The 12574-nt window shown below is 63.9% G+C and carries 11 protein-coding genes; 8 read left to right on the top strand and 3 right to left on the bottom strand.

Annotated elements, in window-relative coordinates; translation table 11 throughout:
• Positions 1-51: 51 nt before the first annotated feature.
• Complete coding sequence (locus tag KPG71_RS03940) at positions 52-246, top strand: SlyX family protein (protein ID WP_216336839.1); 195 nt, start codon at positions 52-54, stop codon at positions 244-246.
• Between the two features lie 5 nt (positions 247-251).
• Here KPG71_RS03940 and KPG71_RS03935 read toward each other — a convergent pair whose 3' ends face one another.
• Both KPG71_RS03935 and dnaE read right to left on the bottom strand, forming a co-directional pair.
• Positions 252-1127 carry a hypothetical protein gene (locus KPG71_RS03935; RefSeq protein WP_216336838.1) on the bottom strand — a complete coding sequence of 292 codons (876 nt, stop codon included), beginning with the start codon at positions 1125-1127 and terminating at the stop codon, positions 252-254.
• 63 nt (positions 1128-1190) lie between these two features.
• Positions 1191-4694 carry a DNA polymerase III subunit alpha gene (gene dnaE / locus KPG71_RS03930; protein WP_216336837.1) on the bottom strand — a complete coding sequence of 1168 codons (3504 nt, stop codon included), beginning with the start codon at positions 4692-4694 and terminating at the stop codon, positions 1191-1193.
• A gap of 190 nt (positions 4695-4884) precedes the next feature.
• Between dnaE and KPG71_RS03925 the strand changes: the two genes are divergently transcribed.
• From KPG71_RS03925 to KPG71_RS03910, 4 genes are all read left to right on the top strand, one after another.
• Entirely contained in the window at positions 4885-6405 is a 1521-nt protein-coding gene (locus tag KPG71_RS03925) for an ABC transporter ATP-binding protein (protein ID WP_216336836.1), read from the top strand.
• A gap of 114 nt (positions 6406-6519) precedes the next feature.
• A complete protein-coding gene (locus KPG71_RS03920; RefSeq protein ID WP_216336835.1) occupies positions 6520-7608 on the top strand; it encodes an ABC transporter permease in 1089 nt (362 codons plus the stop codon).
• A complete protein-coding gene (locus KPG71_RS03915; RefSeq protein WP_216336834.1) occupies positions 7608-8528 on the top strand; it encodes an ABC transporter permease in 921 nt (306 codons plus the stop codon). Before KPG71_RS03920 ends, KPG71_RS03915 begins: the two co-directional genes overlap by 1 nt.
• Before the next feature lie 34 nt (positions 8529-8562).
• Entirely contained in the window at positions 8563-9642 is a 1080-nt protein-coding gene (locus tag KPG71_RS03910) for a BMP family ABC transporter substrate-binding protein (protein ID WP_216336833.1), read from the top strand.
• 74 nt (positions 9643-9716) lie between these two features.
• Here the strand turns inward: KPG71_RS03910 and KPG71_RS03905 are convergent, their stop codons facing one another.
• Entirely contained in the window at positions 9717-10358 is a 642-nt protein-coding gene (locus KPG71_RS03905; protein ID WP_216336832.1) for a Hint domain-containing protein, read from the bottom strand.
• A 140-nt stretch (positions 10359-10498) separates the two neighbouring features.
• On the opposite strand from KPG71_RS03905, the gene KPG71_RS03900 reads away from it, so the two are divergent.
• The 3 genes from KPG71_RS03900 to KPG71_RS03890 all read left to right on the top strand — a co-directional run bounded on the left by KPG71_RS03900 (position 10499) and on the right by KPG71_RS03890 (position 12545).
• Positions 10499-11431 (top strand): aldo/keto reductase, encoded by a 933-nt coding sequence (locus KPG71_RS03900; protein ID WP_216336831.1) that lies wholly within the window; start codon positions 10499-10501, stop codon positions 11429-11431.
• A gap of 1 nt (position 11432) precedes the next feature.
• Complete coding sequence (locus KPG71_RS03895) at positions 11433-12092, top strand: DUF938 domain-containing protein (protein ID WP_216336830.1); 660 nt, start codon at positions 11433-11435, stop codon at positions 12090-12092.
• Between the two features lie 111 nt (positions 12093-12203).
• Positions 12204-12545 (top strand): carboxymuconolactone decarboxylase family protein, encoded by a 342-nt coding sequence (locus KPG71_RS03890; RefSeq protein WP_216336829.1) that lies wholly within the window; start codon positions 12204-12206, stop codon positions 12543-12545.
• The last annotated feature ends 29 nt before the right edge of the window (positions 12546-12574 follow it).

Raw genomic sequence — 12574 nt, 5'->3', positions numbered from 1 at the left:
GGCAGGCGATCCGCGATTGACGCGGGCCGGTCCAAACCGCTAGATCGCGCCATGAAAGCCCTTGAAGAACAGATCGCCCACCTGACCCGCACCGTCGATGACCTGTCCGAGGTGATCGCCCGTCAGGAACGCGAAATCGCGCTGCTGACGCGCCGTGTGCAGCTGTTGCTGGAACGCGAGGCCGAGCGCGAACAGGATCAGGGCGGCAGCATCGCCCTTGGCGACGAACGTCCGCCGCACTGGTAACGCCCTCAACCGCCCTTGCGGTCCTGCGCGATCACGTCGCCGCCATGCAACAACAGGTTGGTCCAGTCGGCGTTTCCACCGAAATGTTCGTAGATGCTGAGGAACACGGTGTCCTTTTCCAGCCGCCGAATCCGCGTCCCGCAGGGTTTGCGCTGTGGAACACCGCAAACCCGTGATTTCACCTTCTCATAGGCCTTGTCCGTATCGCTGTAGGGCTGCACCTCGGCGGGCAGGCCATAGCGCAGTTGCTCGTGCATCTTGACAGTGCCGAAAACCGCCAGCGACGCGGTGAACTGCCGGGCACATCCGTCGCCAAACCCGCTCAGGTAAAAGGTGTGCGGCGCGGTGTTGCCCGGATCGCTGTCATACAGAGTGTGGACCGGGCGGCGTTCGGGGTACGAGGCAATCACCTTGCCCATTTGCCCAAGAGACAATCCGCAAATCCGGGCGACCCTGCCATAGGGCAACACCGTACCGGGAGGAATGTCACTGGTCGCCCCCGTGGCAGATGCATCGGGTTTCGACGCCCCCGAAGACAACAGCCCAAAGAATCCGCCGCGCCGGGAGCGGCCCCTTTCCGGGGCGGTTGCGTCGTCATCGAGGGACGCGGTTTGCGTCTCGCCCCCCGTGGCGCTTGCCCCGTCATCCGCCATGGTATCGTCACTCAGTGAGGCCGATCCTTCGCTGCGGTTCAGCAACCGGGCCAGAAATCCGCCACCGGCGGTCTCTTCGGGATCGGGCGCGCGGGCCACATCGAGCGTGGGCGCATCCTCGGCCACGTCCTGATCCGACAGGCGCACGACCTTGTCCATCGGATCGGCACATCCGGCCAGCACGGTCAAAACCGCAAAGAACAGAAGACGTCGCACCAAAAGGGTCACCAGCTGTGAAAAGAATACCTCGGTATTACCGCACCCGGCAGGACGGGGTCCAGTGGCGCGCTCTCAGATCTCCTCCACGGTCATGACCCCGCTCAAACTCTTGATCGCGCCCTTGATTTGCGGGGTGACGGGATATTCCTCGCCCACGTCGATCTCGACCTCACCGGGCAGGCCCTGCCCCATAAGACAAAAGCAGATCGGCCCGCGCCCGCCTGATTTCGCCGATTGCGCGGCGTCCCGCAAAACAGAAGCCACCGAAGGTATCGCGTTTTCCGTCTCGACGAAAATACGCAGCCCGATCCCCCCGGCATCGGCCACAACACCGTCGATGGGCTGCACCGACCGGCCCAGCAGTTTCAACTGGTCGCTTTCCATGGTGGCCTCGGCGGTCAGCACCACCTGCGATCCGGTTTCCAGAAAATCACGCGACTTTTCCAGCGTTTCGGAAAACAGCGTCACCTCGTAGCCGCCCGTGGTGTCCGACAGTTGCGCAAAGGCAAAGCGATTGCCGCGCGCCGATTTGCGTTCCTGCCGCCCGGCAACGACACCGGCCATCTTGACCAGAACCGCGCCCTTTTGTTCGGCCAGTGCAGTGACCTCGTCCAGCGTCTTGACGTCCTTGCGTTTGAGCGCCCCCATGTAATCATCCAGCGGATGCCCGGACAGGTAAAACCCGATAGCCTTGAACTCTTCGGTCAGGCGTTCGGCGGGCAGCCAATCCTGCACCGGGCTCAGGCGCGGCTCGGGCAGGTCATCGCCCGCCTCACCGAACAGCGACACCTGGTTCGAGCTTTTCTGTTCGAAGATCGCGCCCGAGTAGTTCATCAGCGCCTCGACACTGTCGAACACCCGGCGGCGGTTGCTGTCCAGCTCATCGAACGCCCCGGCACGCGCCAGCATTTCCAGCGGGCGTTTGCCGATACGCTTCAGGTCCACCCGGCGGGCGAAATCATAAAGCGTGGCAAAGGGCTTGTCGCCGCGCCCCTCGACGATCAGGCGCATCGCCTCGACACCCACGTTCTTGAGCGCGCCAAGCGCATAATGCAGCACCCCGCCGCGCACCTGGAACACCGCGTCAGACCGGTTTACGCAGGGCGGCGCATAGGGCAGTTTCAGCCCCTTCTTCACCTCTTGGAAATAAACGGCCAGCTTGTCGGTCAGGTGGATATCGCAGTTCATCACCCCGGCCATGAACTCGACCGGGTGATTGGCCTTGAGCCATGCCGTCTGGTAACTGACCACCGCATAGGCCGCCGCGTGGGATTTGTTGAACCCGTAGTTGGCGAATTTTTCCAGCAGGTCGAAGACCTCTTTCGCCTTGGCCTCGTCCACCCCGTTTTCCATCGCGCCCTTGGTGAATTTCGGGCGTTCGGCGTCCATGGCCTCCTTGATCTTCTTACCCATGGCGCGGCGCAACAGGTCGGCGCCGCCAAGGCTGTAACCGGCCATGACCTGCGCGATCTGCATCACCTGCTCCTGATAGACGATGATGCCCTGGGTTTCTTCGAGGATGTGGTCGATCAGCGAATGAACCGAGTCGATCTCGCGCAGGCCATTCTTGACCTCGCAATATTTGGGGATGTTCTCCATCGGACCGGGACGATACAGCGCCACAAGCGCCACGATATCCTCGATACAGGTGGGTTTCATCCGCTTGAGCGCATCCATCATGCCCGAGCTTTCCACCTGGAACACCGCAACCGTCTTGGCCCGCGCATAGAGGTCGTATGTCCGCTCGTCATCCAGCGGGATTTGCCCGATGTCGTTCTCTGCCCCCTCGAACGGCTCATAGATCGTGCTGCCATCCTGCGCGATATGCAAATCGCGCCCTTCGTTGTGGATTTGCCCGATGGCGTTCTGAATGACGGTCAGGGTTTTCAGGCCCAGAAAGTCGAACTTGACCAGCCCCGCCTGTTCCACCCATTTCATGTTGAACTGCGTGGCGGGCATGTCCGAGCGTGGGTCCTGATAGAGCGGCACCAGCTCGTCCAGTGGCCGATCTCCGATCACCACGCCCGCCGCATGGGTCGAGGCATTGCGCAACAGCCCTTCGACCTTCATGCCGTAATTCAGCAACCGGTCAACCACCTCTTCGTCGCGCGCGGCCTGGCGCAGGCGGTCCTCCTGCTTCAGGGCCTGTTCGATCGAAACCGGCTTGACCCCTTCCACAGGGATCATCTTGGACAGCTTGTCGACCTGCCCGTAGGGCATCTGCAGGACGCGCCCGATGTCACGCACCGCCGCCTTGGACAACAGCGCACCAAAGGTGATGATCTGCCCCACCTTGTCGCGGCCGTATTTCTCCTGGACGTATTGGATCACTTCCTCGCGGCGATCCATGCAGAAGTCGATATCGAAGTCGGGCATGCTGACCCGCTCGGGGTTGAGGAAGCGTTCGAACAGCAGGCTGTAACGCAGCGGGTCGAGATCGGTGATGGTCAGCGCATAGGCCACAAGACTGCCCGCGCCCGACCCCCGCCCCGGCCCCACCGGAATATCCTGATCCTTGGCCCATTTGATGAAGTCGGCAACGATCAGGAAATATCCGGGAAAGCCCATCCCCTCGATAATCCCCAACTCGAATTCCAGCCGCTTTTCATACTCCTCGACCGGCGCGGCATGGGGGATCACGGCCAGACGGGCCTCCAGCCCCTCCTTGGCCTGACGGCGCAGTTCGTCCACCTCGTCATCGGCAAAACGCGGCAGGATCGGATCGCGCCTGTAGGTGCCAAAAGCACATCGCTTGGCAATCTCGACCGTATTTTCCAGGGCCTCGGGCAGATCGGCGAACAGGGTCGCCATTTCCTGCGGTGTCTTGAAATAGTGCTGCGCGGTCAGGCGGCGGCGCGGCTCGGCCTGATCGACATAGGCGCCTTCCGCCACACAGAGCATGGCGTCATGGGCCTCGTACATGTCCGACTTGGGGAAATAGACATCGTTCGTCGCCACCAGGGGAATGCCCATGGCATAGGCCATTTCGACGAAACCGCGCTCGGTCAGGCGCTCGGCCTCGGGCGCACCACTGTCGCCGGGATGGCGCTGCAACTCTACATAGAGCCGATCGCCATAGGCCCTGTGCAGATTCTCCATCAATCCCTGCGCCGCCGGGCGCTGCCCGGCCCGCAGCAACCGTCCCACCGGCCCGTCCGGCCCGCCGCTCAGACAGATCACACCGTCGCTGTATTGCGCCAGTTCATCGACTGTCACATGCGCCAACTGACCGTCGCCACGCAGGTACAGGCAGGAATTGAGCTTCATCAGGTTTTCATACCCGCGCTCGTTCTGGGCCAGCAGAACCACCGGCGCGGGCGGTTTGGGCCGTTCGCCCGGCTGGACCTGCACATATTCCAGATCCACCTGGCAGCCCATGATCGGCTGTATTCCCGCCCCGCTGGCGGTGACGGAAAACTCCAGCGCCGCAAACATGTTGTTGGTGTCGGTCACGGCCACCGCGGGCATGCCCGCGGCCTCGCACAGGCCCGGCAACTTTTTCAGCCGCACGGCCCCTTCCAGCAGGGAATACTCGGTATGGACGCGGAGATGGATGAATCGGGGATCGCTGCTCATGCCCGCCAGAGTAACGGCACGCGCAGCGGGGCGGAAGATGCCTTGCGCCCGAACCCGCATATTCTGCCCAAGACACGGGCAGGGCCAAACATGACGCAACGCAAAAGGCGCATGAACCATTGCCCATCATGGCGTGCCTGCGCTAGTCAGTGGTCTCAACCACATCTTCGCGCCATCAGGGGATCACCGCGTGACTGACGCATTGCTTACCATCTCGGGACTGACCAAGACCTATCCCGGGGTCAAAGCCAATGACGACGTCTCGTTCGATATCGTTCCGGGCGAGGTGCATGCGCTTCTGGGGGAAAACGGCGCGGGCAAATCCACGCTGGTCAAGATGATCTACGGGCTGGTCAAACCCGACAGCGGCAACATGACCCTGCGCGGCGCCCCCTATGCGCCGTCCGAACCCCGTGCCGCCCGCGCCGCCGGTGTGGCGATGGTGTTTCAGCATTTTTCGCTGTTCGACGCGCTCAGCGTGTCAGAAAACATCGCCCTCGGCATGGAAACCCCGCCGCCGATGCGCGATCTGGCCCGGCGCATCCGCGAGGTCAGTGAAACCTACGGCCTGCCGCTGGACCCGCATCGCGCGGTGGGCGATCTTTCGGCGGGCGAACGCCAGCGGGTCGAGATCGTGCGCTGCCTGTTGCAGGACCCGCGCCTGTTGATCATGGACGAACCCACGAGCGTGCTGACCCCGCAGGAGGTGGATATCCTGTTCCAGACCCTGCGCAAGCTGACATCCGAAGGGGTGGCGATCCTTTATATCTCTCACAAGCTGGAAGAAATCCGCACACTTTGCGACCGCGCGACAATCCTGCGCCACGGGCGCAACGTGGGCACCTGCATTCCGGCCGAAACTTCGGCCCGTGACATGGCGCAGATCATGGTCGGGGCCAGTTTCGACGCCCCGGCACGCGCCCCCCGCGATGGCACCGGCGAGGTGATGCTTGATATTTCCGGGCTTTCGGTGGCCTCTCCCAGCCCTTTCGGCACCGCGCTCAAGAACATTCACCTGACCGTAGCCGGGGGCGAAATCCTGGGCATCGGCGGGGTAGCGGGCAACGGGCAGGACGAGTTGCTGGCCGCCCTGTCAGGCGAGTTGCGCAGCGCCCCCGGCGCGATCCGCCTCAAGGGGCAGGCGATTGGCCGCCTTTCACCCGCGGCGCGGCGCGACATGGGCCTGCTGACCGCCCCCGAAGAACGCCTTGGCCACGCCGCCGCCCCGAACATGAGCCTGACCGAAAACGCCCTGCTGACCGGCGCACAGCGGCGTGGACTGCTGGCGCGCGGCTTCATCCGCTGGCCGGCAACGCGCGCCTTCGCCGAACAGATCATCGACCGTTTCGATGTGCGCACACCGGGCCCCGAGACGGCGGCAAGGGCCTTATCGGGCGGCAATCTGCAAAAATTCGTCATCGGGCGCGAGGTGCTGCAAGACCCCGAGGTGCTGATCGTCAACCAACCCACATGGGGCGTCGATGCCGCCGCCGCCGCCGCAATCCGTCAGGCCTTGCTGGACCTTGCCGCAGGCGGTACCGCGATCCTTTGCATCAGCCAGGATCTCGACGAGTTGCTGGAAATCTCGGATCGTTTCGGCGCGCTGAACGAAGGCCGCCTGTCGGATATCCGCCCCACCGCCGAATTGAGCCTCGATCAAATCGGCCTGATGATGGGCGGTGCACATGGCATGGAGGTGGCGCATGGGTGACATGGCGAACATGATCCGCCCTTCGTCGGTCCCGAAAAAATCCGGGGGCATCGCGCCCGGCGCGACGGGCGTTGTATCCCCCGACCCGGCCAGTCACGAACGAGCCCGCCACCCATGAGGCTGCATCTCGAAAAACGCCCGCAGCCCTCGCGCCGCTGGACCTACCTGTCCCCCCTTCTGGCGGTGGTCATCACCATGCTGGCCGGTGGTGCGCTGTTCGCGCTTCTGGGCAAGAACCCGGTCGAAGCCATTTCCACCATCTTCTGGGAGCCGCTGTTCGGCGAATTCGCCTTTTACTACCGCCCGCAGCTTCTGATCAAAGGCGCACCGCTGATCCTGATCGCCATCGGCCTCAGCCTTGGGTTTCGCGCGGGTGTGTGGAACATTGGGGCCGAAGGGCAGTACATCGTCGGCGCTTTGTCCGGCGCGGGCGTGGCACTGGCCTTCTACCCGCTGGACGCTTGGTTCGTCTTCCCGCTGATGATCATGGCCGGGGCACTGGGGGGCTGGGCCTGGGGCATGATCCCCGCCCTGCTGAAGCTGCGCTTTGGCACCAATGAAATCCTTGTCTCGCTGATGCTGGTCTATGTGGCCGAGCAGCTACTGGCCGCGATGGCCCTTGGGCCGATGAAAAACCCCGACGGCATGGGCTTCCCCGGAAGCCGCAACCTGCAAGAGTATCCGGCGGCCCATAACGCTGACCTGATCGCAGACAGTGGGCTGCACTGGGGCGTGGTCGCGGCAACTGTCGCCGTGATCCTGGCCTATGTCCTGCTGGGCCGTCACGTTCTGGGCTACCAGATCCGGCTGAGTGGCGAAGCCCCGCGCGCCGCGCGTTTCGCTGGCGTCAGCCCCGGCCGCCTGATCCTCTTCTGCCTCGGGGCGTCGGGGGCGCTGGCGGGGCTTGCGGGCATGTTCGAAATTTCCGGCCCCGCCGGACAGGTCAGCATAGATTTCAACGTCGGCTATGGATTCACCGCGATCATCGTCGCCTTTCTAGGCCGTTTGCACCCGGTCGGCATCGCGCTGGCGGGGCTGTTGATGGCGCTGACCTATATCGGCGGGGAAATCGCGCAGGGCAATCTGGGCCTGCCCGCCGCCGCGATCCAGATGTTTCAGGGCATGTTGCTGTTCTTCCTGCTGGCGGTGGATGTGCTGACCAATTATCGCCTGCGCCTAACAACCCGAGCGGAGGCCGCCTGATGGACCTCGGCTCGATCAACCCCATCCTGTTGCTGGCCTCGATCATGGCCGCGTCCACCCCGATCCTGCTGGCGGCGATTGGAGAACTGGTGGTCGAACGCGCAGGCGTGCTGAATCTCGGCGTCGAAGGCATGATGATCACCGGGGCGATCTGCGGCTTTGCCCTGGCGGTCAACACCGGATCACCGGCGCTCGGTTTCGCTGCCGGGGCGGCGGGGGGCGCCGTCCTGTCGCTGCTCTTTGCCCTGCTGACACAGGTCGCGCTGGCCAACCACGTCGCGTCGGGGCTGGCGCTGACGCTGTTCGGGCTTGGGCTCAGCGCCTTGCTGGGGCAGGGCTATGTCGGGGTGAAACCGCCCCCCACGGCGCGGCTGGATATCCCCGTTCTGGGCGACATCCCGGTATTGGGCCCGATCCTGTTTTCCCACGATCTGATGGTCTACGTCGCTCTGACGCTGGTGGCCGTGGTCTGGGCGATGCTGAAATACAGCCGCGCGGGCCTGATCCTGCGCGCGGTGGGCGAAAATCACGACGCCGCCCATGCGCTTGGCTACAAGGTGGTGCGCGTACGTGTTCTGGCCATCGCCTTCGGCGGGGCCTGCGCCGGTCTGGGCGGCGCCTATCTCAGCCTCGTGCGTGTCCCGCAATGGACCGAAGGCATGACCGCCGGGGCGGGCTGGATCGCGCTGGCGCTGGTCGTCTTCGCCAGTTGGAAAGCGGGCCGCGTGTTGCTGGGCGCATGGCTGTTCGGCGGGGTCAGCGTTTTGCAACTCAACCTTCAGGCGGCGGGCGTGGCGATCCCGGTCGAATACCTGTCGATGTCCCCCTACCTGATCACCATCGTGGTCCTGGTCATCATGTCCGCCGACAAATCCCGCGCGCCCGCCTCTTTGGGTCGCATCTTCCATGCCTCGCAATGAGGCGCTGCCAATCCAACCACAGGGAGTAACTTACATGACCCTCAAATCCATCCTGACCGGCGCCGTCATGGCGATTGGCCTCGGGGCCACAGCCGCTGCGGCGCAGGACGACAAGACCAAGGTCGGCTTTATCTATGTCGGCCCCATCGGCGATGGCGGCTGGACCTATGAACACGATCAGGGCCGCCTCGCGATCGAAGAGCATTTCGGCGGTCAGGTCGAAACCGTCTATCAGGAAAGCGTCCCCGAAGGGGCCGACGCCACCCGCGCGATCACGCAGATGGCGCTGAACGGGGCCGATCTGATCTTCACTACCTCCTTCGGCTTCATGGAGCCGACGATCAACGTCGCCAAGAAGTTCCCGAACGTGAAATTCGAACACGCCACCGGCTTCAAGACCGCGCCCAATGTCTCGACCTACTCCGCGCGCTTTTACGAAGGCCGCGCCATTCAGGGCCATATCGCGGGCAAGATGACCGAATCGAATATCGTCGGCTATATCGCCTCCTACCCGATCCCCGAGGTCATTCGCGGCATCAATTCCGCCTTCATCCACGCGCGCAAGGCCAACCCGGACGTGCAGTTCAAGATCATCTGGGCCTACACATGGTTCGACCCTGCGAAAGAGGCCGACGCCGCCACAGCCCTGATCGAACAGGGCGCCGACGTGATCCTGCAACACACCGATTCGACCGCGCCGCAGGCGGCCGCCGAGAAGGCGGGCAACGTGATCAGCTTCGGGCAGGCTTCGGACATGGCCGAATACAAACCGCGCCCGCGCGTCAGTTCGATCATCGACAACTGGAAGCCCTATTACATCGCCCGCACCCAGGCGGTGATCGACGGCACTTGGGACAGCCAGCAGACATGGGACGGCATCGGCCCCGGCATGGTGGGCATCGGTGAAATCACCGACGCGGTTCCGGCGGATGTCAGGGAAGAGGCGCTTGCTCTCAAGGCCGCCATCGCCGCGGGCGAGTATCACCCCTTCACCGGCCCGCTGAAAAAGCAGGACGGCTCGGACTGGCTGGCCGAGGGTGAAACCGCCGATGACGGCACCCTTCTGGGCATGAATTTCTATGTCGAAGGTCTGGACGCCGAGATTCCGCAGTAAACGGCACCTCCGGTTCCGCACGAATACCGGCCCCCGCCAATGGCGGGGGTCTTTTTACATACCGTTCAGGATTTTCAGATCACATCGACGCAATAGGCCCGTGCCCGCGCGGTGGGATGTGGCGTCACCGGATAGGGGCAACGCCGCCGCGCGAGATTCGGAAAATGCTCCAACAGCGCCTCGCGCGTCGAGATATCCAACTGCACCAGTGCCTTGGGCGAAGGCCGATAGCTTTCCACCGGCAATCCTTCGGCGTTGAAAACCTCGTGGCTGTCGAAGACCAGGTTGTAGAACGTCACCGCATCCGCGCCCATATCCGCAAACGCCGCATCGCTGGCCACCGCAACCCCGTCGATCCGCATCAGGCAGGGCTGATCGTCGGCGACCCCGGAAATCCGATAGCCCGGAATCAACGCCCGATGCCCCGAGGCGATCCGCAAATCACGCGAGGGCATCATCGGCCCCACCGCGCGCGGTTTCAGCCGGATCGGGGCCAGTTCCGGCCTCTCCCGCATTTGCGCGGCGGTCACCGTCCGGGTCCAGATCATGCGGATCGGTTGCAGGCCGTTGTCGCGGGTAACGATCATGTCGCCGGGATGCAGCATCTCGATCCGGCGCGGCCCCAGGGGGGTGCGCACATTGGCCTCGCCGCAGATCCCCGTCAGATACCTGCGATCCGTTCTGGCCGGTGTGGGAATGGCTGCGGCATAGCTCATGATCGTCGTCCTTCCTGACCTGTTTGAATGATTATCCAACAACACCGCGCCGGAAATTTGGTTTGCATGTGAACAGATTGTGGCGATACCGCGACGCCCGCCCCCTTTCACATCCCCGCGCCGCGTGGCACTTTGCCCGCATGACACATCTCACCTCTCCCGATGGCACCCCCGCCAGCCGCTTCGCCTTTGGCACCATGCAGTTCGGCGGCACCGCCGACGAGACCGCCAGCCGCGCCATGTTCGATGCCTGTATCGCAGCGGGCATCACCCATTTCGACACCGCCAATCTTTATACCGACGGCGCCGCCGAAGAGATGCTGGGCCGCTTCGCCGCTCCGATGCGCGAGAGGCTGATCATCGCCACCAAGGTCGGCTATGTCGGCGGCGCGGGGCACGACAACCTGCTGACTCAGTTCGACGTTTCGCGCAAACGGCTGGGGATGGATCATGTCGATATCCTCTACCTGCACCGCTTCGACCCCGATGCGGATCTGCGCGAAACGCTGGAAACCTTCGCCAGCCTGCGCGATCAGGGCAAGATCACCCATATGGGCCTGTCCAACATCGCCGCGTGGCAAGTGATGAAAGCCGCGTGCCTTGGTGCGGAATTCTCCCTGTCTCCGGCGATCCTGCAACCGATGTACAACCTCGTCAAACGTCAGGCCGAGGTCGAAATCCTGCCCATGTGCGCCAGCGAAGGTATCGCCATCGCCCCGTATTCACCGCTGGCCGGCGGGCTTCTGACCGGCAAATACGCTCAAGGCGAAACCGGACGCCTGACCGAGAACGATCGCTACGCCACGCGCTACGGACAGGACTGGATGCACCAGACCGCACGGGATCTGACGCGGATCGCCGCCGATCTGGGCACCCATCCCGCCACGCTGGCCGCCGCATGGGCCGCACACCACCCGGCACACCCGATGCCGATCCTGTCGGCGCGCTCGACCGAACAGTTGCAACCGTCGCTCGACGCAATGACCTACGATATGGATGCGGCGCTATATGATCGCCTTGCCGCACTCAGCCCCGCGCCGCCCCCGGCCACCGACCGTCTGGAAGAGGCCTGACATGCCCCGCCGCCTCAACCTGCCCGACAGCGCCTCGACCGCCACCCCCGGCGAGAATGGCCGCCTGCACGCACCTTCAGCGGAACGCAACGCCGCGCCCATCCTCGACCTGCTGCGCCATCACGGCCCCGAAACGGGCCGCGTTCTGGAACTGGCGGCGGGCACCGGACAGCACGCCGTGCAGTTTGCCGCCGCCCTGCCCGGCCTTGATTGGCAACCCTCCGAGATCGACGCCACCCGCCGCGCCAGCATCGACGCATGGGCCGCCTCGGCAAGCGTTCCCAACCTGTGCGCCGCCATCGAACTGGACGCCACCGCCCCCGGCTGGGGGGCCGCGCATCAGGGCTACGATCTGATCCTGCTGGTCAACCTCTTGCACCTGATCAGCACCCCCGAGGCCCGCACGCTGATCACCGAGACCGCGCAGGCGCTTGCCCCACGGGGGCGTTTCGTCCTTTACGGACCGTTCCTGCGCGATGGCGAGGCCACCTCGGACGGCGACGCCCGTTTCGACGCCAGCCTGCGCGCCCAGGACCCCGAAATCGGCTACAAGGACGATTTCGAGGTGATCGACTGGTTGCACGAGGCCGGGCTCGACCTGATCGACGTGGTGGAGATGCCCGCGAACAACCTGGGTATCGTCGCACACCGCCCCTTCTGATCGCGCAACGCAAAAAACGGCCCTGCCTTATGCGCCGGTCTGATCTGCATCAAAGTCCTGACATGGGGTCATGATACGACACCTCCGACAAACACATATCGGAGCGCGAATATGAGCTGGAACGACAAACTCAACGACACCCGCCAGCAGTTGCGGGCGCTGAACAAGACAATCCCCGACACTGCACAGGCCTTTGGCGCGCTTGGGAAATCGGTCAAGGAAGGCGGCACGCTGGATTTCAAAATCAAGGAGTTCGTCGCCCTCGGCATCGCCGTGGCCACAAAATGCGAGACCTGCATCGCCCTGCATGTCGAGGCCCTGATCCGCACTGGAGCCACCCGTGACGAGATCGGCGACGTTCTGGCCATGTGCATCCAGATGGGCGGCGGACCGTCGATGATGTATGCCGCCAAGGCACTGGAATGCTACGATGAATTGACGGGCCAAGGCTGATCCCGGCACGTCACCTGGCGCGCGGCGCA

This window comes from Roseovarius sp. PS-C2 (assembly GCF_018862045.1).
In the GTDB taxonomy this organism is placed as follows: domain Bacteria; phylum Pseudomonadota; class Alphaproteobacteria; order Rhodobacterales; family Rhodobacteraceae; genus Roseovarius.
Note: the sequence above shows the minus strand (reverse complement) of the source record. Positions and strands in the feature narration are given on the sequence as shown.